This window comes from Pseudomonas sp. MF5691, from assembly GCF_016405645.1.
In the GTDB taxonomy this organism is placed as follows: Bacteria; Pseudomonadota; Gammaproteobacteria; order Pseudomonadales; family Pseudomonadaceae; genus Aquipseudomonas; species Aquipseudomonas shahriarae.
On the sequence record NZ_JAEKDC010000007.1, the window covers coordinates 72,891 to 92,915 of the forward strand.

General features: G+C 61.0%; 21 protein-coding genes and 1 tRNA gene. 8 read left to right on the plus strand and 14 right to left on the minus strand.

Features of this window, described 5'->3' with window-relative positions:
• Window positions 1–73: 73 nt before the first annotated feature.
• From JFT44_RS12505 to JFT44_RS12525, 5 genes are all read right to left on the minus strand, one after another.
• Entirely contained in the window at window positions 74–1,333 is a 1,260-nt protein-coding gene (locus JFT44_RS12505) for an integrase arm-type DNA-binding domain-containing protein (RefSeq protein WP_198830766.1), read from the minus strand.
• A gap of 181 nt (window positions 1,334–1,514) precedes the next feature.
• Window positions 1,515–1,588: transfer RNA gene (locus tag JFT44_RS12510), tRNA-Gly, on the minus strand.
• Window positions 1,589–1,729: 141 nt separating this feature from the next.
• Complete coding sequence (locus JFT44_RS12515) at window positions 1,730–2,614, minus strand: alpha/beta fold hydrolase (RefSeq protein WP_115127580.1); 885 nt, start codon at window positions 2,612–2,614, stop codon at window positions 1,730–1,732.
• A gap of 295 nt (window positions 2,615–2,909) precedes the next feature.
• Window positions 2,910–3,602 carry a 16S rRNA pseudouridine(516) synthase gene (locus JFT44_RS12520; RefSeq protein WP_120732098.1) on the minus strand — a complete coding sequence of 231 codons (693 nt, stop codon included), beginning with the start codon at window positions 3,600–3,602 and terminating at the stop codon, window positions 2,910–2,912.
• On the minus strand, window positions 3,602–3,814 hold the full coding sequence (locus JFT44_RS12525; protein ID WP_057439751.1) for a cysteine-rich CWC family protein: 213 nt from the start codon (window positions 3,812–3,814) through the stop codon (window positions 3,602–3,604). Before JFT44_RS12525 ends, JFT44_RS12520 begins: the two co-directional genes overlap by 1 nt.
• Window positions 3,815–4,031: 217 nt before the next feature.
• On the opposite strand from JFT44_RS12525, the gene JFT44_RS12530 reads away from it, so the two are divergent.
• Both JFT44_RS12530 and JFT44_RS12535 read left to right on the plus strand, forming a co-directional pair.
• The gene (locus JFT44_RS12530) at window positions 4,032–4,391 is read left to right on the plus strand and encodes a hypothetical protein (protein ID WP_128593595.1); all 360 of its coding nucleotides are present in this window, start codon (window positions 4,032–4,034) and stop codon (window positions 4,389–4,391) included.
• Between the two features lie 145 nt (window positions 4,392–4,536).
• Entirely contained in the window at window positions 4,537–4,962 is a 426-nt protein-coding gene (locus tag JFT44_RS12535; RefSeq protein WP_170059966.1) for a DUF3757 domain-containing protein, read from the plus strand.
• A 25-nt stretch (window positions 4,963–4,987) separates the two neighbouring features.
• Here the strand turns inward: JFT44_RS12535 and JFT44_RS12540 are convergent, their stop codons facing one another.
• Window positions 4,988–6,100: an enoyl-CoA hydratase/isomerase family protein gene (locus JFT44_RS12540; RefSeq protein WP_057439749.1), complete on the minus strand. Its 1,113-nt coding sequence runs from the start codon at window positions 6,098–6,100 to the stop codon at window positions 4,988–4,990.
• A gap of 134 nt (window positions 6,101–6,234) precedes the next feature.
• On the opposite strand from JFT44_RS12540, the gene ung reads away from it, so the two are divergent.
• The gene (gene ung / locus JFT44_RS12545) at window positions 6,235–6,927 is read left to right on the plus strand and encodes a uracil-DNA glycosylase (RefSeq protein ID WP_057958776.1); all 693 of its coding nucleotides are present in this window, start codon (window positions 6,235–6,237) and stop codon (window positions 6,925–6,927) included.
• A gap of 98 nt (window positions 6,928–7,025) precedes the next feature.
• Here ung and JFT44_RS12550 read toward each other — a convergent pair whose 3' ends face one another.
• From JFT44_RS12550 to JFT44_RS12570, 5 genes are read right to left on the minus strand one after another with little or no spacing between them, the layout of a single operon-like run.
• Window positions 7,026–8,063: an AbrB family transcriptional regulator gene (locus JFT44_RS12550; RefSeq protein WP_198830767.1), complete on the minus strand. Its 1,038-nt coding sequence runs from the start codon at window positions 8,061–8,063 to the stop codon at window positions 7,026–7,028.
• Entirely contained in the window at window positions 8,056–9,570 is a 1,515-nt protein-coding gene (locus JFT44_RS12555) for a tripartite tricarboxylate transporter permease (protein ID WP_057439746.1), read from the minus strand. Before JFT44_RS12555 ends, JFT44_RS12550 begins: the two co-directional genes overlap by 8 nt.
• A gap of 1 nt (window position 9,571) precedes the next feature.
• Window positions 9,572–10,030: a tripartite tricarboxylate transporter TctB family protein gene (locus JFT44_RS12560; protein WP_115127583.1), complete on the minus strand. Its 459-nt coding sequence runs from the start codon at window positions 10,028–10,030 to the stop codon at window positions 9,572–9,574.
• Between the two features lie 60 nt (window positions 10,031–10,090).
• The gene (locus tag JFT44_RS12565; protein WP_120732104.1) at window positions 10,091–11,074 is read right to left on the minus strand and encodes a tripartite tricarboxylate transporter substrate binding protein; all 984 of its coding nucleotides are present in this window, start codon (window positions 11,072–11,074) and stop codon (window positions 10,091–10,093) included.
• Window positions 11,075–11,118: 44 nt separating this feature from the next.
• Window positions 11,119–12,411 (minus strand): OprD family porin, encoded by a 1,293-nt coding sequence (locus JFT44_RS12570; protein WP_115127584.1) that lies wholly within the window; start codon window positions 12,409–12,411, stop codon window positions 11,119–11,121.
• 247 nt (window positions 12,412–12,658) lie between these two features.
• On the opposite strand from JFT44_RS12570, the gene JFT44_RS12575 reads away from it, so the two are divergent.
• Both JFT44_RS12575 and JFT44_RS12580 read left to right on the plus strand, forming a co-directional pair.
• Window positions 12,659–13,330 carry a response regulator gene (locus JFT44_RS12575; protein ID WP_057439742.1) on the plus strand — a complete coding sequence of 224 codons (672 nt, stop codon included), beginning with the start codon at window positions 12,659–12,661 and terminating at the stop codon, window positions 13,328–13,330.
• Window positions 13,323–14,708, plus strand: a complete 1,386-nt coding sequence (locus JFT44_RS12580; protein WP_057439741.1) for a sensor histidine kinase — start codon at window positions 13,323–13,325, stop codon at window positions 14,706–14,708. Before JFT44_RS12575 ends, JFT44_RS12580 begins: the two co-directional genes overlap by 8 nt.
• Before the next feature lie 24 nt (window positions 14,709–14,732).
• Here JFT44_RS12580 and JFT44_RS12585 read toward each other — a convergent pair whose 3' ends face one another.
• Both JFT44_RS12585 and JFT44_RS12590 read right to left on the minus strand, forming a co-directional pair.
• Window positions 14,733–15,554 (minus strand): HDOD domain-containing protein, encoded by an 822-nt coding sequence (locus JFT44_RS12585; protein WP_057439740.1) that lies wholly within the window; start codon window positions 15,552–15,554, stop codon window positions 14,733–14,735.
• 36 nt (window positions 15,555–15,590) lie between these two features.
• Window positions 15,591–16,532 carry a folate-binding protein YgfZ gene (locus JFT44_RS12590; protein WP_198830768.1) on the minus strand — a complete coding sequence of 314 codons (942 nt, stop codon included), beginning with the start codon at window positions 16,530–16,532 and terminating at the stop codon, window positions 15,591–15,593.
• Between the two features lie 137 nt (window positions 16,533–16,669).
• On the opposite strand from JFT44_RS12590, the gene JFT44_RS12595 reads away from it, so the two are divergent.
• A complete protein-coding gene (locus tag JFT44_RS12595) occupies window positions 16,670–16,924 on the plus strand; it encodes a succinate dehydrogenase assembly factor 2 (protein WP_017736358.1) in 255 nt (84 codons plus the stop codon).
• Window positions 16,908–17,360 (plus strand): hypothetical protein, encoded by a 453-nt coding sequence (locus JFT44_RS12600; protein WP_170045537.1) that lies wholly within the window; start codon window positions 16,908–16,910, stop codon window positions 17,358–17,360. The genes JFT44_RS12595 and JFT44_RS12600 overlap by 17 nt, the downstream gene beginning before the upstream one ends.
• On the opposite strand, the gene nadB is transcribed toward JFT44_RS12600, so the two are convergent.
• Complete coding sequence (gene nadB / locus JFT44_RS12605) at window positions 17,329–18,945, minus strand: L-aspartate oxidase (protein ID WP_057958785.1); 1,617 nt, start codon at window positions 18,943–18,945, stop codon at window positions 17,329–17,331. The two genes, JFT44_RS12600 and nadB, sit on opposite strands and share 32 nt — an antisense overlap.
• 468 nt (window positions 18,946–19,413) lie before the next feature.
• On the opposite strand from nadB, the gene rpoE reads away from it, so the two are divergent.
• Window positions 19,414–19,995: an RNA polymerase sigma factor RpoE gene (gene rpoE / locus JFT44_RS12610; protein WP_003172477.1), complete on the plus strand. Its 582-nt coding sequence runs from the start codon at window positions 19,414–19,416 to the stop codon at window positions 19,993–19,995.
• The last annotated feature ends 30 nt before the right edge of the window (window positions 19,996–20,025 follow it).

A 20,025-nucleotide genomic window follows, 5' to 3' on the forward strand; every position in this document is an offset into this window, starting at 1 on the left:
CCATGTGTTTATTTGCCCGGCACCAACGGTGAACTCACCTTTCGGGCAGGCTCAGGCATCGTTTTAATTAGAGTTAATTTGCGTTTACTTCTGCTTTGAATTCGCCGCGCTGCTTATCCGTTATGCCATCCCTGAGTGCGTCGAGGTAGTCGGCGTACCACTGCACCATTGCCTGGCGCTGGGGGAGGTAGATCGCTTTGTCATAGACCCCTTTCAGCCCCGGCTTCTTGTGGGCTAGGTGCATGTCCCGCCAATGCTCTGGCCATCCGTGCTCAGACAAAAGCGTCTCGCAGGTGTGCCGGCTACCGTGGCCGGTCATCCGGCCCTTATAGCCAATCAGCGCAAAGCACTTGTTGATTGAAGCGTCGGATATGACTGGCACCTTTTCGCCGCTGGAGGGGAATAGGTAGCGCGACCGGCCAGTAAGCCGCTGCAGGTCCTTGATTATCTCAATGGCCTGGGTAGGAAGCGGCACGATGTGGTCGCGCCTCATCTTCATCTTCACGCCCGGTACGGTCCACAGTCCCGCATCCAAGTCCACCTCTGTCCATTCCGCCCAGCGCGTCATGCCTGGTCTCGATGCAGTCAGCAGCGTCAACCATGCCGCTGTACGCACGATGGTCCCGCTCCGCGATTCGCCCATCGCCCGCAAGAACTCTGGCAGTTCAGGTTCCAGCAGGTGCGGGTATTGCGATTCCTCTGGGGCCTTTTCAGCAATGTCGATCAGGTTGCTGGCCGGGTTGTTCTCGGTCATGCCCTTGGCGATGGCCAGGCCAAATATCTGGTTTACCCATACACGGACCTTCTCGGCGGTGTTGTGGGCGCCTCGGCTCTCGATGCTCGCCTGCAGGTTGGCGCAGTCAGCCCGGGTGATCCTGCTCAGGGGTTTGCTACCAAGCGCCGGCAGTATGTCGTTGGTCAATGCCCCATTGATCCCCGCCAAGGTTTTCTCGGCCCGCCCATCTTTGATCTTCTTTTCAAGCCACTGATCAGCAGCAGCTTTGAAGGTGTTGGCCTCGGCTGCATCCCTGGACGCTTTGAGGGTGGCCTTGTGGGTGATTGGATCAACGCCTTCTGAGTTCAGCCGTTGCGCTTCCTGCGCTTTCTCCCTGGCCTTTTTGGCGGTCACATCAGGATAGGAGCCAAGGCCGTGCCATCCCCATTTGCCATCTGGCTTCTTGAATCGGAGTTCCCAGCGCTTGCGGCCAGTGCTGCCGACCACGAAATAAAGCCGGTCAATTCCATAGTTTTCGCGGTATTCCTTTGCCTCTGGCTCAAGGGAGGCCAGCACCGTGTCGGCCAGTGGCCGGCGCTTTATCTCGGATCGTTTCATACTGGGTTCTTGTATGGTTTGGTTCGATGTTGTGCGCACCATACATTGCGCCATACACGGAATCAAGGATAAGCGGACACAGAAGGGAATAGCGGGGAATAGCAGGGATAGGGTTTTGATCAGTGTTCTAGGGGGTTTGGTGTGTTGCGGGAGGGGGCGGGACAGGGAGGGAATAAGAATGTGGAGCGGGTAGAGGGAATCGAACCCTCAACTAAAGCTTGGGAAGCTTTCGTTTTGCCACTAAACTATACCCGCTCAGAGCGGCTGACTTTGTACCAGAAGTGCGCGGCGATTTGAAGTTTTTCTTTGAAAAATGTGCAAGTTGCGAGCGTCAGCGGATGCTTTGAGCCCACCCCAGGCAGAAACGCTGCACCGTCCCTGCCCAGGGCCTTGCTTTCAAATCGCAAACGCATGCAGGGCCTGGCCCTGGTGATGCCGCAGTCGACTCACCGACTGTTCCGGTTTCAAAAAGCCCATCAATGCCTGCCGACTGTCATTGCACGCGGCCTTGTGCTCCATGTCCAGAAAGTGCCCGGTGGCCTGGATGGTGCCGAAGCTGCTGTTCGCTACATGTTGCCCAAACAGCCGGGCATCCTCGGCACTGGTGTATTCGTCCCACTCGCCATTCAAGAACAGAACCGGAATGTCGATCTGCCGTGCGGCCTTGAGGTAGCACTGGCGGTCGCTATTGAGCACCTGGCTGATGTGGTAGTGCATCTGCCCGTACTCGTGCTCGGCCAGGGTGCTGACGTGTCGATAGTTGAAGCGCTTGAACAGTGGCGGCAGGTGTTTGCCGATGGTGCTGTTGACCAGGTTGCCGACGCTGTGGCGGTCGAGGGTGCCGAGGTAGTCGACGCCACGTTCCAGATAGTCGCGCATCGGTGCGTTGATCACTGGGGAGAAGGAGCTGATCACGGCTTTCTCCACGCGCCGGGGACGCTGGGACAGGGCGACGAGCGTGGCGACACCGCCCCAGGAAAACGACAGCACATGCTCGGCGGCGAAGTGTTCGATGAGTTCCAGAAGGATCTGGCCCTCAATGTCCTTCGTCAGCATTTGCTCATGGCGGTTGTGGGCTTTGGAACGACCGGCGTAGGGCTGATCGTACAAAACCACATTGAATTGCGGATGCAGGCTTTTCACGGTCTGGGCGAACGACGCGGTGGTGGCCATGGAGCCGTTGACCAGGATGATGGTCTTTTGAGCAGCGTCCGCGCGATAGAACTCCGTGTAAACCCGATACTGACCCTGTATATCCAGCACAGCGATTTCTGGCCTCATGTCGTAAGACTCCTGGCAAGCGGGTGATGCGCGCAGATCACTCTGCACGAGCTTTGTGACAGGTAGGCATACGCCTGGAAGGGAGGCCCATGTCGGTCCGATGAGGCTGGCCGACGGGTGTTGTTATGGCGGGCAACTTGCCTGGGCCCCTACGTCAAGCGGTACGGGCCGGCAATGTGTTTCTTGGAGGTCGGGTGACTCACCAGTCAGATTGCGGCTGGCGGTTTGATTTAAGCAGGAGGCGGGCCAGGTCGCACGTTTGACCCTGGGCTTTTGCCGATCACCGGCTGAACGGTCATATCTGGCGGATTTCAGCTTCTGTCAGCGGCCGATATTGGCCGGGGGCGAGTTGTTCATCCAGCACTAGCGGGCCCATGCGTTCGCGATGCAGGCGCGTCACCTTGTTGTCGAAGTGCCCGAACATGCGCTTGACCTGGTGATAACGCCCTTCAATGATGCTCAGGCGCGCACTTTTGGGGCTCAACACTTGCAGGTCGGCCGGTTGGGTGGTCAGGTCTTCGAAGGCGAAGTACAGGCCGGCACTGAACGTTGCGGCGTACTGCGGGCCAATCGCCTGTTCGGTCTCCACGTAGTAGACCTTGGGCAGCTTGGTCCTGGGCTGGGTCAGGCGCCGGGACCACTGGCCATCATTGGTGATCAGCAGCAGGCCGGTGGTGTTGAAGTCCAGGCGGCCGGCGATATGCAGGTCGCCCTTGTCCGGCTCATCCAGCAGGTCGAGGACGGTGGGGTGTTGTGGGTCGACGGTGGCACTGACGCAGCCTGGCGGCTTGTGCAGCATGAAGTAGCGTGCGGGTTTCCCCACCTGCAGGATTTCGCCATCACATTCCACGCGGCTGAACTCGCGCACTTCATGGTGGGGATCGGCAACCGGCAGCCCATCGACTTGAATCCGTCGCTCCGCCAGCAGTAAGCGCACTTGCTGGCGATTGAAGCGGGGCAGGTTACTGAGGAATCGGTCGATACGCATTACCGGGGCTCGGCTGCGCGCAGTTGTGCGTCGACCTGGGCACAGCGCGGGCACAGGCAGGCCTTGTTGCGCAGCTCCATCGGCAGGGCTTCGAGCACCTTGGGATCGATGGTGACGCTGTAGCACCAGCAGGCACGGTCAGCGGTGCGCGGGTCGGCCAGGGTGCAATCGTTGCGAGCGCCGCAGGCCGGGCAAAGTGTGGGAGTGTTCATCGGTCGGTTCAGGTGTCATGGCGTCGAGGTTCCGGCGAAACCGGTGTATTTGGCACGATACAGACCTGGGCGGTTTATTGCGCCATAGATGTATCAATCTATGTCCAAGTCGCACCAGATTTGCTTTTTGCGGTCTGATCTCTTGTCATTCAGTGAAAGCTGTCTGTCGCCCCCCAGCGTCGCTGGTGTGTGCTCTTCCGCGGTCCAGGAGGCCGCCATGTATCGTCGATTGCTCATCACAGCTGTGCTCGGTTTGACCCTTTCTGCTTGCGTGCCCTATTACGATGGAGGCTCCAGCTACTATCGATCCGAAGTCTATACCGCGCCCGCGCCGGTCTATTACTACGGCGGCGGTCCGTCATACCAGTACCGGCGCGGTTATTACGCACCGCCACCACGCTATTATCCGGCGCCGCGTTATTACCAGCCGGCGCCCCGTTACTATCAGGCCGGGCCAAGGGCGGGCTACCGTCCCTATCCCAGTCAGGGATGGGGGGATCATCGGGGCTACAACGGCCATGGTCGCGGCGATGGACGTGGCGGTGATCATGGCCGGGGACGTGGCGGGCATCGGTAGTCAGACTTTTCTTTGAAACGGCGCGAAATGCGCCGTTTTTTTGTGGGCGACCGTCTGTCTGGGCTGTCATATTTAACAGCTATCTTAAGTGTTCTTCTAGGACTTTACTGGGTGGCAAGACCTCAGTAGCTCAACGGAATGACACATGATCAGCCGGGCACTTATTCTTTTTTTACTCGGTTTTTTTTCCTTCGCTCACGCCAGCGCAGAATTCAGCTGCCCCTATCCCTCGTCGATCAAGCGCAAGGCGGGCCATTTCCAAAGTGACAATGGCCACTGGAGGAGCCCTGCAGGCGGGGCCGACAGTTTTTTGGAAAGATTTGTCGGGGCGGTTTTTATTCCGGCCAATGACCAGGAGCGCAAACAAGGCTACTTGGAGTATTGCAGCTACAAGGCGGCCAACAACCAGTGGGTCAACCTCAGGTTCCAGGCGCCCGAGCCCCTGTCCGGCATGTCGCTGACCGACTCCACCCATTGGATGCCGGCCCGCGGGCCGTTTGACCAGGAAATTTTTGTGTGCACGGACAGCCAGCCCGACAACTGTTCGTTCACCCTCGATCGCCCAAAATAATAGCCCGTCGCTTGACTTGCGTCTGTCATAAATCAGACAGGTCTGCCAGTGGGTGACGTCCCTCCCAGGCCTTGTGAAAGTGCGCCTCGACCACCGCCTCGGGAATGCGCTTGATATCTGGCCAGTGCCAGTGTGGCTGCTGATCCTTGTCGATCAGGCGAGCGCGTACCCCTTCGCTGAATTCCGGATGCCGACAGCAGTTGAGGCTCAAGGTGTATTCCATCTGGAACACCTGCGACAGAGAAAGGTGCCGCGCCCGTCGGATCTGCTCCCAGACCAGGTGTGCGGTCAGCGGGCAGCCCTCGCTCAAGGTCTTGCCGGCCCGGCTGAACAGCGGGTCGGCATGCTCGCGCAGTTGGCTCAAGGCGCGCCAGGCGCAGTGCACATCACCCACATCCAACCATGCGTCGATCTGCTGGCGGCGCGGCAGCCACTGTGGTTCGGGCTGCTGGCTGGCGGCCTCCTGGGCCAGGGCCTTGAACAGGCTGTTGAGCTGCATCGCCGTCTGTTCCTGCCAGTTCAGCTGTAACAGGCCCTCAAGCATTTCGTCCTGTTGCTCATCCAGCAGGAAGCGGTCGGCCAGGCCCAGGTCCAGGGCGTCGCGCCCGTTCATATGGGCGCCGGTGAGGCCCAGGAACAGGCCGAGCTTGCCGGGCAGGCGCGAGAGGAACCAACTGGCGCCGACGTCCGGGTACAGGCCGATGCTGATTTCCGGCATGGCCAGCCGGCTGCTCGGGGTGACGATGCGGATGGCGGCGCTTTGCAGCAAGCCCATGCCACCGCCCAGAACATAGCCATGGCCCCAGCAAATCAGGGGCTTGGGGTAGGTGTGCAGGTGGTAGTCCAGACGATATTCGGCAGCAAAAAACTGCGCGGCCAGGGCGGGTACTTCGCCCGGGTGCTCGCGGCAGGCCTGGGCCAGGCTGCGCACTTCACCGCCGGCGCAAAACGCCTTGGCGCCGTTGCCGCGCAGCAGCACGCAGACGATTTGCGGGTCTTTGGCCCAACTCGCCAGGCGCTCGCCCAGGGCCAGGATCATCGGCAGGGAGAGGGCATTGAGGGACTTTTCTGCGTCCAGGCTGGCGATGCCGATACGGGCGCCGTCTGTGCCAGTGAGCTCTTCGAAGTGCAGATTCATCATGACCTCAATCGGTAAATTGAACGTTGAGTATGATCCCTTCGTGGGAAAGTGCCGGTTGCGCGTCAGATCAATTGACAAGTGGGGTGGGCTTTCCTAGGGTTCGCCCATTCTTTTTACATGATGCTTTTCTGATGACTGTCGACGACCGTATCAAACTTGAACCGAGCTGGAAACACGCCCTGCGTGAGGAATTCGAGCAGCCTTACATGAGCCAATTGCGCGAGTTCCTGCGCCAGGAGCATGCGGCGGGTAAGGAAATCTACCCGCCGGGCCCGTTGATTTTCAACGCGCTCAATTCCACGCCGCTGGACAAGGTCAAGGTGGTGATCCTTGGCCAGGACCCGTATCACGGCCCGGGCCAGGCCCACGGCCTGTGCTTCTCGGTGCAACCGGGCGTGCCGGCGCCGCCGTCCCTGGTCAATATCTATAAAGAGCTCAAGCGCGACCTCAATATCGACATCCCCAGCCACGGCTGCCTGCAAAGCTGGGCTGACCAGGGTGTGTTGATGCTCAATACCACCATGACCGTGGAGCGCGCCAATGCCAACGCCCATGCGGGCAAGGGCTGGCAGTTCTTCACCGACCGGGTGATCGAGATTGTCAGCGAGCATCAGCCGCACCTGGTGTTCCTGTTGTGGGGCGCCCATGCCCAGGGCAAGCAAAAGCTGATCGACGCGACCAAGCATCTGGTGCTGACCTCGGTGCATCCGTCGCCGTTGTCGGCGTATCGCGGGTTTTTGGGCTGCGGGCATTTCAGCCGGACGAATAAGTTTCTTGAGCAGAATGGCGAGACGCCGATCGAGTGGCGGTTGCCGCCGCTCTAAAGGTCAACACAAGGTAGAAGCTGCCTGCGATGACTGACAGTCTGCCGATATCTCTGTTGGCAGACACACCGCAATCGCAGGCAAGCCAACGCCTACATTTAAATGGTGTCCGGCTGGCGGTTCCAATGGCGGAATAACGGCTGCGCCAGGAACAGCACAAACAACAGCCGCATCACCTGCATCGCCGTTACCAACGGCACCGACAGTTGCAGGGTCTCTGCCGTCAAACTCATCTCGGCAATCCCACCGGGCATCATCCCCAGCGTCAGCGAGCGCAGATCCAACTGCGTCAATGCACTCAAACCCACCGCCGCAAAGGTCGCGATCAGCATGCTCAGCAGTGTGCCAACCACCGTGCGGCCCATGAACGACGGTGCCCGTCGGAAGAACTGCCGGTTGAAGTGGCAACCCAGGCCACTGCCGATCAACCATTGGCCGATCTGGCTGCCACCTTCGGGCAGGCCGATGTGCAAATCCCAGGTGATACTGGCGACGGCACTGACCAGTAACGGCCCGAACAACCAGGGGTTGGGTTGGCGCAAGCGTTGCCAGCCCCAGGCCATCAGCGCGCCAATGGGAAACAGCAGGGCCAGCCAGGCCCAATCCACAGGCGCCGGGTGAAACTGTGGTGCGCCGCCGCCCAGTAAATACTTGAAGATTGCCGGCACACACAGCACCACCAGCAACACCCGTAGACTCTGGCCAGCCGCCACGCGACTGAGCACCGCGCCATTGCGTGCGCCCAGGTTGACCATCTCCCCGGAACCGCCCGGCATGCTTGAGAAAAACGCAGTGGCGCGATCTTCACCGCTGCGGCGCATCAACCACACGCCGACAATGCTCGACAGGCTGGTGACCAGCGCGCCGAAGAAGATCAGGCCAAAGTGGCTCATCACCTGTTCGATCACCACCGGGGTGAAGTGCAGGCCGATACCAATGCCCACCACCCACTGGCCGCATTTGCGCCCGCCGGGAATCTCGCCCAACTGCCAGGGCGTCAGGCAGCGCACCAGGATGATCGCCAGCAACGAGCCGACCATATACGGCAAAGGCCAGCCGACCAGGCTGGCCAGGTAACCGCCGGCCAGGCCGACCAGCGGTGTTCCCCACCATTGTCTAAGGGTGACCTCAGACATCGGCTACGGCACGACGCTGCAACGCGCGCTTGCGCCAGATACGCAGCAATGGCACGAGCAGCATGATGGCGGTCAGTACCCAGACGCCCAAAGTGATCGGGCTCGACCACAGAATTTCCAGGGTGCCATTGGAAATCGACAACGCACGCCGCAGGTTCTGCTCCATCAGGCCGCCGAGGATAAAGCCCAGCAGCAGCGGCGACAGTGGGAAGTCCAGCTTGCGCAGGATGTAGCCGAAGATGCCGATGGCGATCATCAGGAACAGATCGAAGGTGGTGGCGTGTACGGCATAGACGCCAATCGCGGTGATGATCGCGATCACCGGCACCAGTGCCCAGTTCGGCACGGCAAGGATGCGGGTGAAGATGCGGATCATCGGGATGTTGAGGACCACCAGCATGATGTTGGCGATAAACAACGAAGCGATCAGGCCCCAGACAATGTCCGGTTGCTGTTGGAACAGCAGCGGGCCAGGTGTGATGTTGTACAGCGACAGGGCGCCGATCATCACCGCCGTGGTCCCCGAGCCCGGAACGCCGAGGGTCAGCATTGGCACCATGGCACCGCAGACTGACGCGCCGATGGCGGTTTCCGGGGCGGCCAGGCCGCGCATGTCGCCTTGGCCGAACTTGCCGCTGGCGCCCGCGATACGTTTTTCGGTCATGTAGGCCACGGCCGAGGCCATGGTTGCGCCAGCACCTGGCAATACGCCGATGATGAAGCCCGATACACCGCAGCGCAGGTTCACGGTCAACACCGACAAGGCTTCCTTGACGTTGAACATCATGCGCCCGGTGGCCTTCACTGCCTCCTGGCCACGGTGGGTTTTTTCCAGGAGCAGGAGGATCTCACTGATGGAGAACAGACCCAGGACCAGGACTACGAACTGGATACCATCGGTCAGATGGATGTTGTCACCGGTAAATCGGTAGACACCGCTATTGGCATCGATGCCGACGCAGGCAAGGAACAGGCCGATCAACGCCGAGACAAAGGTCTTCAGCGGCTTGTCACCGGCCATGCCGCCCAGGCAGACAATCGCAAACACCATCAGTACGAAATATTCCGCAGGTCCGAAGGCAATCGCCCATTTGGCCAGCAGCGGGGCGAACAGCACCATGCCGCAGGTGGCGATAAACGCACCGATGAACGAGCTCCAGGCTGAGAGCGACAGCGCCACCCCGGCCATGCCTTTGCGGGCCATTGGGTAGCCGTCGAGGGTGGTCATCACGGTGGAGGCTTCGCCCGGGATGTTCAGCAGGATCGAGCTGATCCGGCCGCCGTATTCGCAGCCCAGGTACACGGCTGCCAACAGGATCAGTGCCGACTCGGGCGGCAGGCCCAAGGCAAATGCGATGGGGATCAACAACGCCACGCCGTTGATCGGGCCCAGGCCCGGCAACAGGCCGACGACGGTGCCGATCAGGGTGCCGCACAGTGCGGTCACCAGGTTATAGGGGCTCAGCGCGACGCCGAAACCCTGGCCCAAATAGCCAAAAGTATCCATATCAGTTCTCCAGAACGTCGAGCAGACCGAGGGGCAGCGGTACGTCCATGGCTTTATCGAAGAGCAGATAAAGACCGACGCTCATCAAGGTGATGATCACCACGCCGGGCAACCAGCGCCCTCCATACAGCCGTGCCATCGGAATACCAATCAGCATGCTGCTGAGAATGAAACCCAGAGATTCGAAAGTGCCGGCAAACACCAGCAGCAAGCTCACGCAGATCCCGATCTTAATCAGGGTCGGGCGGTCCAGCGGCGGTTCATCGTCAGTGTGTTTGGTCGGTTGCGGACGAATCAGCATGTAGGTCAGAGCCAGGCCCATCAGCCCGAGCAACAGCAGTGGGAAGGCCCGAGGCCCTACTGGCTCGTAGGAAAAGGCCGCCTGATAGGGCCAGGCCATCAGCGCCAGGCCGATACACACCAGTAACAGCACTGCGGCGAAAATGCGTTGTAAGAGCATGTAGAACTCCTGGGCCACGCCCCCGATTCAAAGGGGCGTGGCCGCGCGACAGGGGGGCGATTACTGGATCAGGCCGAACTCTTTGGCCAGCACTTTGTAGTCAGCCACCTGTTTCTTCACGTAGGTGTCCAGTTCCGGTCCGGTCAGGGCGAACGGGAACAGCTCGCGTTGGTCACGCAGCTTGGAGAACTCTTCGGAGGCCAGCAGCTTGTCGAACGCAGCCTTCCACCAGGCGTAGTCTTCATCGCTGACTTTTGGCCCGAGGTAGAAGCCCCGTACCACTGGCCAGACGATGTCGTAGCCTTGCTCTTTGGCAGTCGGAATATTCTTCATTTCCGGCTCGTCCAGGCGCTCTTCGGAGAACACCGCCAGCAGGCGCATATCGCCGCTGAGGATGTGTGGCATGGAGTCGGAGATATCGGTACTGCCTACCTGGATGTGACCACCGAGCAGGGCAGTGGCGATTTCACCGCCGCCTTCGAGGGCCACGTAACGCAGGTCACGCGGGTTGATCCCGGCAGCCTTGGCGATCAGTGCGGTCTGCATCCAGTCCTGGCTGCCGACTGTGCCGCCGGAACCAATTACCACTTTGCTCGGATCTTTCTTCAGGGCCTGTACCAGATCATCGAGGCTCTTGTAGGGCGAATCGGCTTTCACCGCAATCGCGCCATAGCTGGTGCCGACGGCGGCCAGCCATTTCACTGCGCTTTCATCAAATCGACCGAATTTGCCCTGGGCCAGGTTCAGCAGCGAACCGCTGGACCAGGCCACCAGCGTGCCGGCATCGGCGGGGCGCTGGGCGACGACGGCGTTGTAGGCCACCGCGCCCACGCCGCCGGGCATGTAGGTCACGCGCATCGGCTTGCTCAGTAGCTTTTCGTTGACCAGTGCGCTTTGCACCAGCTTGCAGGTCAGGTCAAAACCACCCCCGGGGGAGGCCGGTGCGATGCATTCCGGGCGCTTGGGTTCTTCGGCTGCCAGCAGTTGGCCGGCAAACAGCATGCAGCCGGCGGCCAGGGCAAATTTACGCAGGGATGAGGACATGGGGAACTCCGTCATTGTTGTTATTGGGGATATGACTTGCAGGGTTACCACAGCGCGACGCTGTAACTGACCAGCACGCGCACTTCGTCTGCGTCCCGTGCCGAATAGTTGGAGCGGTAAGTGGCGTTACGCAGGCGTACGGCCACATCCTTGAGGGTGCCGCTTTGCACCACGTATTTGATCTCGGTGTTGCGTTCCCACTCTTTGCCGGTGTCGCCGTTCTTGAGTTGGATATTGTCACCGGACAGGTAGCGGCTCATGAAGCTCAGGCCGGGGATCCCCAGCTTGGCGAAGTCGTAGTCGTAGCGAGCCTGCCAGGAGCGTTCTTCGGCGCCGGCAAAGTCGTTGATCTGCACAAAGTTGACCAGGTACGGGTCGCTGCCATCCACATACGGGAACGCGCTATCGCCGGACATGTGCTGGTAGCCGGCGCTCAGTTTATGGCCGTTGAGGGCGTAGCTGAAAAGGCCGTTGAGGGATTTGTTATCAATGCTGCCGCCGCGCGCGCTGCCGGTGTCATCACTGATGGCCAGGCGCAGGTCGGTACCGAAAGTGCCGGGACCCATCGGAGTGGAGGCGACCACACCGAGGAAGTGCTGGCGGTACACGTCGTCCAGTTGGGCGAAGTGATAGCTGCCGGTGACCTTCTCGGCAAACTTGTAGTCCACGCCACCAAAGTTGAAGTGCTTGCCGGTGGCTCCGCCGACGAAGCGGCCGTTCTTGTTGTTGAGGGCGATGTCCTCGTAGTTGCTGTCGTCGCGGTCCTTGGCCTTGTCCAGACGGCCGCCGGTGAACGTCAGGTGCTTGAACTCCTTGGAGGTCAGCAGGCCGCCGTTGAACGTCTGCGGCAGGATGCGTCCGTCGTTGGCCTTGAGGATTGGCAACTCAGGAATCAGCGAGCCGATTTTCAGCTCGGTAGCCGAGATTTTCACTTTGCCGGTCAGCCCCAGTTTCGAGTACTCGTCAGCGGCGCGCCCATCATCGTGGGTGGGCAGCAGGCCGCTGCCGGTGCGGTCCGGGCTGGAGTCGAGCTTGACCCCGAGCATGCCCAGCGCATCCACGCCAAAACCGACGGTACCGTCGGTGTAGCCCGATTGCAGGTTGAGCATGAAGCCCTGGGCCCATTCGTCGCGTTTGGATTGCTGGGCGCTGGTACCGTCGCGAAAGTCGCGGTTGAAGTACATGTTGCGGGTTTCCAGGGTCGCGCTACTGTCTTCGAAGAAGGCAGCCTGGCTAAGCGGCGAAAAACCGGCAAGGGCAGCGGCACTGGCGAGGGCGGTCTGGGTCAGGCGGGAAAAACGAACAGGCGGGCAAGCCTGGGGCTGTGTCGACAGCATCGTAGAGCACTCCGTTTATTGTTCTTATAGGGCGAAAACGCTTCGAGGCGTTTTTCGGGCGCTATGGGTGAAATAGCTCGGAAGGTGTAACCGTCCGTTTCTGGATGCTAATGGGCGAACCTTTCACTAACCTTTCAACGGTCTTTCAATGTTTTCGGGCTTCACAGCACAGGCGGCGGCTGTAAACTGCGCCGCGAGTCGGTAAACAGAGGGCGGCATCGGCTGCCCCTTAACGAGGTACAAATCCATGCGTGTCCTGCTCGTCGAAGACCATTTGCAGCTCGCCGAAAGTGTCGCCCAGGCGCTCAAGAGCACGGGCTTGACGGTGGATGTGCTGCACGATGGCGTGGCTGCGGACCTGGCCTTGAGCAGCGAGGAATACGCGGCAGTGATTCTCGACGTGGGCCTGCCGCGCATGGATGGTTTCGAGGTGTTGGCACGCCTGCGGGCCCGTGGGAAAAATCTTCCGGTGCTGATGCTCACCGCCCGCAGTGATGTAAAGGATCGGGTGCATGGCCTTAACCTGGGCGCCGATGACTATCTGGCCAAGCCCTTTGAGCTGACCGAGCTGGAGGCCAGGGTCAAGGCGCTGTTGCGCCGCAGCGTGCTGGGTGGCGAGCGGCAGCAGACCTGTGGCGTGCTGGTGTATGACGTGGAAACCCGGCGCTTTACCCTCGGCGGTGAACTGCTGACCCTGACCTCTCGCGAGCAGGCGGTGCTCGAGGCGCTGATCGCCCGTCCCGGCCGGGTCATGAGCAAGGAGCAATTGGCGTCCCAGGTGTTTGGCCTGGATGAGGAGGCCAGCCCCGACGCCATCGAAATCTATGTGCACCGCTTGCGCAAGAAACTCGATGGCCAGCCGGTCGCCATCGTCACCTTCCGTGGCCTTGGCTACCTGCTGGAAGCCCGCGATGCGTAAGCACAGCAGCCTGCGTTGGCGCCTGCTGTGGAACCTGGCACTGCTGTTGGTGGTGCTGATGCTGGCCAGCGGCCTGAGCGCCTACTGGAACGGTCGCGAGGCCGCAGACACTGCCTACGACCGCACCCTGCTGGCCTCGGCGCGGACCATCGCCGCCGGGCTGTCCCAGCGTGACGGCACCCTGAGTGCCGATGTGCCCTACGTGGCGCTGGACACTTTCGCCTATGACAGTGCCGGGCGGATTTACTACCAGGTCAATGATATTCACCAGAAGCTGATTTCCGGTTACGAACACCTGCCAGGCCCGCCGCCCGGGACGCCGCGCACCGACGATTACCCGGCCCTGGCGCGGTTCTATAACGCCAAGTACCAGGGGCAGAATGTGCGGGTGGTGAGCCTGCTCAAGGCGGTGTCGGAGCCGAACATGAATGGCATGGCAGAAATCCGCGTCGCAGAAACCGACGAAGCCCGGGTCAGCATGGCCCGCAGCCTGATGGCCGATACCCTGCTGCGCCTGGGCATGCTGGGCGTCGGGGCCCTGCTGCTGGTGTGGTTTACCGTGAGTGCGGCGCTGCGCCCGCTGGAGCGTTTGCGCACGGCGGTAGAGGAGCGCCAGCCGGATGATCTGCGGCCGTTGCCGCTGGTTGAAGTGCAGCACGAACTCGGGCCGCTGGTGCGGGCGTTGAACCACTTCACCGAACGCCTGCGCGGGCAGTTCGAGCGCCAGGCGCAGTTTATTGCCGACGCATCCCACGAATTACGCACCCCGCTGGCCGCGCTCAAAGCCCGCCTGGAGCTGGGGCTGCGCGCCGAGGAGCCGGCGATCTGGCGCAGCACCCTGGAAACGGCGGCGCAAGGCACGGATCGCTTGACCCACCTGGCCAACCAGTTGCTGTCCCTGGCACGCATCGAAAACGGGGCGCGGGCGATTGCCGAAGGCGGTGCGCAATTGCTCGACCTCAGCCAATTGGCCCGTGAGTTGGGTATGGCCATGGCGCCCCTGGCACATGCCCGTGGGGTGGCGCTGGCGTTGGAGGCGGATGAGCCGGTGTGGCTGCGGGGCGAGCCGACCTTGTTGAACGAGCTGCTGAGCAACCTGGTGGATAACGCCCTGGCCCACACGCCGTCAGGTGGCAATGTGATCTTGCGGGTGACGGCGCCGGCAGTGCTGGAAGTGGAGGACGATGGCCCTGGGATTCCGCAGGACGAACGGGACCGGGTGTTCGAGCGATTCTATCGACGTAACCAGCAGGGCGCGGGTTCGGGCCTGGGGTTGGCGATTGTCGGGGAGATCTGCCGCGCACACCTGGCCCAGATCAGCCTGCATGATGGCGAGCTGAAAGGGCTTAAGGTGCGGGTGAGTTTTATCGCTGGGTAGGGCCGTGCTTGCCACACCGACCGGTCAATAGAACATCGAGCGCGCTTCGTCCAGCTCGGTGCGCACCGCTTCGTTGAGCGGGTCGATGCGCAGCTTCCTGAATGCCGGCAAGCTCGACAGCGCAGCGTTGGCCAGCGGGTGATCGGTATTCTTGTGGCAGTACAGCACCGCCACTTGCACCAGGTCGACGTAGTCCAGGCTCGCCGAATCGCGCTCGAGATCTTGGTAGTGTGCGGGCACATTTACCAGCATTTCCGGGAAGTCCCAGCCCCTCAGCAGCTTGTCCCCCAGCAGCGGGTGGATGCTGTCAATCACATGGTTGAGGCTGACCGGGTCGGAGAGCAGTTCATAGTGATCTTCGGCGTAGGTCAGGATCGGCAGCACACCGATCTGGTGCACCAGCCCGCCGAGTGCCGCCTGGTCCGGCTTGAGCTGGCTGTGGTTGCGGCACAAGGCGTAGCAGACGCCTGCCACTTCCAGGCTGCGGCGCCAGACGTCACGCATCTTCTGTTCGACGACTTCTGAGCGGGCATGGAAGATTTGCTCCATCACCAGACCAATCGACAGGTTGCTGCTGTAGTTGGTGCCCAGGCGTGTGATGGCGGTGTGCAGGTCGGTGACCTCCTGGGTGGCGCGCAACAGTGGGCTGTTGACGACCTTGATCAGCCGCGCCGTCAGGGCGGTATCGCGGCTGATGACTTTGCTCAAATGACTGATGCTGACTTCGGGGTCTTCGGCGGCCTGACGAATTTTCAGGGCCACTTCCGGTAACGTGGGCAGAACCAGGTCATCGTTATCGATGGCCATCACCAACGCCTGTTGGACTTTTTCCGCCAGTTTATTCATTCATGCTCTCTAGGGTGCTGCAAAAGGGTACGGCGATTAGCGCTGGATCTCGCGATCACGGTCCAGTTGGTAAGGCAGGTCAAGTAACTTGAGGCCTGGGCCTTCCAGCGTGCCTAAATGCACGTTGCCACTGTCGGCTGCTTCGGCTTGCAGCACCGCCAGAAGTTCAATCCCTTCGTCGGCCCGGGCGGCGATGACTACCTCACCGATGGGGCTGTTATGGCTGGGGGCAAACAGTGGCGTGCCGGGCTCGGGCAGCGCATGGCTGTCGAGGCTCAGGCGATACAGGCGGCGCTTGAGTTTGCCCAGGTATTGCATGCGGGCGACGATTTCCTGGCCGGTGTAGCAGCCTTTCTTGAAGCTTACGCCGCCGACCGCTTGCAGGTTGAGCATCTGCGGGATGAACAGCTCGCGGGTCTGGGCCATGACCTGGCCGATGCCGGCACGAACCTGCCCCAGCAGCCAGGCATTGAGATCGCCTTCGGCAAGTGTGGCGGCCAGTTGGCTGCGCAGGGGCTCGGCTTGCGCGGCGGGCGCCCAGAGTTCGGCGCGGCCCGGGGAGACGCGAATGGCCAGCAGTTCTTCATGGCGCGCCACACTGTCGGTCTCGGCCGGCAAATCCAGGCCCAGGCTGGCGAGGGCCTGATCGGCATTCACCAGACCGAAGCGGGCCCAGGTAGCACTTTCGTCCGTCAGCTTGGACTTGGAAAACACAGCGTATTTCTTCAGGTCCGCCAGTTGCGGTTCCAGCAGTTCGCTGGCCATGGCCAGCAGTACACCGTCACCTTGCAGCACGATCCGGAAGCTCGACTGCATGCGCCCCTTTTGGGTGCAGCGCGCGCCGAGGCTGGCGTGGGTGTCGTCGAGGTAATTGAGGTTGCAGGTCAGTTGCCCCTGGAGGAACTTGGCCGCGTCAGCGCCGCGAACGGCCAGGACACCTTCGTGGGACAGGGAGCAGAAGAAAGCAGAGTCAGCCATGGGTCATCGCAGTTGGAGAGTCATGAGTGCATCATAGAGGGGCGCCCGGCAAATGGGTAGTTTCATAAGCCCGACCAAAGCCGACTGTTCCGAGGGGCGTGGGCCTGTATACTTGCGCCCTATTTGAGGAGCGCTCCATGGTCGAAGATGTAGAAATCAATCGCCTGTACTGGCACAGCCGTCGCGGCATGCTGGAGTTGGATGTGTTGTTGGTGCCGTTCACCAAAGAGGTGTACGCGACCCTCGACAAGGTAGACCGCGACCTCTACGTCAGGTTGCTGACCTGCGAAGACCAGGACATGTTCGGCTGGTTCATGGAACGTGCCGAATCAGAAGATCCGGAGCTGCAGCGCATGGTCCGGATGATCCTGGATCGTGTCCAGCCCAAGTAATAGCTTCGAATGCCGCTGGCAGGCCTGCGGGCTGTTGCTGGCGGCGTATCTCCTCGCACAGGTGCTTGCACTGGGTGCGCTGTGTCTGCTGGCTATACCTTTTTCGATCGCGGCACTGGGTGTGCTCGCGTGCCTGGGCCACGCCCTGTGGACGCTGCCACGCCATATTCGCTTGACCCACCGTTCGTCGGTTCGTGGCCTGCGGCGCAATGCTGGCGGCTGGCAACTGTGGAGCGTAGCGCGGGGTTGGCATGCGGTGCAGTTGCGTCCCGACAGCCTGGCGTTGCCGCTGATCGTGGTGCTGCGCTACCGACTGCCGGGAGACTGGCGAGTACGCTCGGTGTGCGTACCGCGCGGTTCGCAGGCCGCCGATGTGCATCGGCGCCTGCGCGTGCGCTTGAAGTTCAGTCGCCGTAGGTGGTTGGCACCAGGATAGTGTCGAGGGCCTCTGGCAGCATCTCGGGATAATCCAGCGTGTAGTGCAGCCCCCGGCTTTCCTTGCGCGCCATGGCCGAGCGGATCATCAGTTCGGCGACCTGGGCCAGGTTGCGCAACTCGATCAGGTCGCGGCTGACCTTGTAATTACTGTAGAACTCGTCGATTTCATCCAGCAACAACCGCACCCTATGCTGCGCCCGCGCCAAGCGCTTGTTGGTGCGCACGATACCCACGTAGTCCCACATAAAGCGCCGCAGCTCGTCCCAGTTGTGGGCGATGATCACGTCTTCGTCCGAGTCGGTGACCTGGCTCGCATCCCAGCGGGGCAGGGCGGCCGGCACTGGGATGCGTGGCAGTTGTTCGAGGATATCGGCGGCGGCGGAACGGGCGTAGACGAAGCATTCGAGCAACGAGTTGCTGGCCATGCGGTTGGCGCCGTGCAGGCCGGTGAAACTGGTCTCGCCAATCGCGTACAGGCCGGGGACATCGGTGCGGCCTTGCTGGTCGACCATCACGCCGCCGCAGGTGTAGTGCGCCGCCGGCACAACCGGGATCGGCCCTTGGGTGATATCAATATTGAAGGTCAGGCAGCGCTCGTAGACCGTCGGGAAATGGGTCTTGATGAAGTCGGCGGGCTTGTGGCTGATGTCCAGGTAGACGCAGTCGATGCCCAGGCGCTTCATCTCGTGGTCGATGGCGCGAGCCACGATGTCCCGTGGCGCCAGTTCGGCCCGTGGGTCAAAGCGCTGCATGAAGCGTTCGCCATTGGGCAGTTTGAGGTGCGCACCTTCCCCCCTGAGGGCTTCGGTGATGAGGAAACTCTTGGCCTGGGGGTGATACAGGCAGGTGGGGTGGAACTGGTTGAATTCCAGGTTCGCCACCCGACAGCCCGAGCGCCAGGCCATGGCGATGCCATCCCCGCAGGCGCCATCGGGGTTGCTGGTGTAGAGGTAGACTTTGGCGGCGCCCCCTGAGGCCAGGATGGTGAAGCGCGCGCCGTAGGTATCCACTTCGCCGCTGGCGCGGTTGAGCACGTAGGCGCCGAGGCAGCGTTCACCCGCCAGGCCCAGGCGTTTCTCGGTGATCAGGTCGACGGCGACTCGTTGCTCGAGCAGTTCGATATTCGGCCGCTGCCGGGCCTGGGCGAGCAGGGTCTTGAAGATCGCGGCGCCGGTGGCGTCGGCGGCATGGATGATGCGCCGGTGGCTGTGGCCGCCTTCACGGGTCAGGTGAAACTCGAAACCGCCGTCGTCACTGCCGGCATGTTCATCGCGGGTAAAGGGTACGCCCTGGTCGATCAGCCACTGAATGGCTTCGCGACTGTGCTCGACGGTGAAGCGCACCGCGTCTTCATTGCACAGGCCGCCGCCGGCGTTGAGGGTGTCTTCAACGTGGGATTGCACCGTGTCGGTGTCATCCAGCACGGCGGCAACCCCGCCCTGGGCCCAGAACGTCGAACCGTTAGCCAGGTCGCCCTTGCTCAGGACGGCTATGCGCAGATGGCTCGGCAGAGTCAGAGCAAGGCTCAGGCCTGCGGCGCCGCTACCAATCACCAGGACATCGTGTTGAAACTGTTGGCTCATTTATGGGATTCCGCAAAAAGCGATCCGTAGGGGTGGCGCAAACAGGACGCCTGGATCGGCGAATCAAAGGGTCACACGGCCCACTAGTATATAGAGGGGGGGATCGGCACAATAGCCGGGCATTCGTGGCATTGTGAGACTACGGTGAACGAACTGCACGGTTTGATGAGGCGGTCCGGCGTCGAGGTGGGAACTTTTGTATCCACTCCGACTCCATAACAGGATGCCCGAAAGCTGGGAAAACGTTGGTTTTACTGATTGGCCTGGAGCATGGGAGCGTCAGAAAACCGGCGACAAGATTATTCACGCAGCCGGCTATGCCCGCGCTGCGTTTTTCGTGTGTGCCAAAACAGAGCCCACCGGAAACTTGCTTGAAGGGGGAGAACTTTTGCGAAAAGTCCTAGTCTATGTTTGCAAGCCTGATCGTTTAGTTATGCAAGCCTCCTTCAAGTACAACGAGGAGTGTTCATGCTAACCCAGGAAGAGGATCAGCAGCTGGTCGAGCGCGTTCAGCGCGGTGACAAGCGTGCATTTGATCTGCTAGTGCTGAAATACCAGCACAAAATTCTCGGGTTGATCGTGCGGTTTGTGCACGACACCCATGAAGCGCAGGACGTTGCACAGGAAGCCTTTATCAAGGCCTACCGTGCACTCGGTAATTTTCGCGGTGACAGTGCGTTCTACACGTGGCTGTACCGCATCGCCATCAACACGGCGAAGAACTATCTGGTGTCTCGCGGACGCCGCCCACCCGATAGTGATGTGAGTTCGGAAGATGCAGAATTTTACGATGGTGATCACGGCCTCAAGGATCTCGAGTCGCCGGAGCGTGCATTGCTGCGCGACGAGATCGAAGGCACTGTCCATCGCACTATTCAGCAACTGCCAGAAGATTTGCGTACGGCATTAACTTTACGTGAATTCGATGGTCTGAGTTACGAGGACATTGCGAGCGTCATGCAATGTCCGGTGGGGACCGTACGCTCCCGGATTTTCCGGGCTCGGGAAGCCATTGATAAAGCCTTGCAACCGTTGTTGCAGGAAAACTAAAGACAGCGGCGACAGCCAAGAGAGGAACCG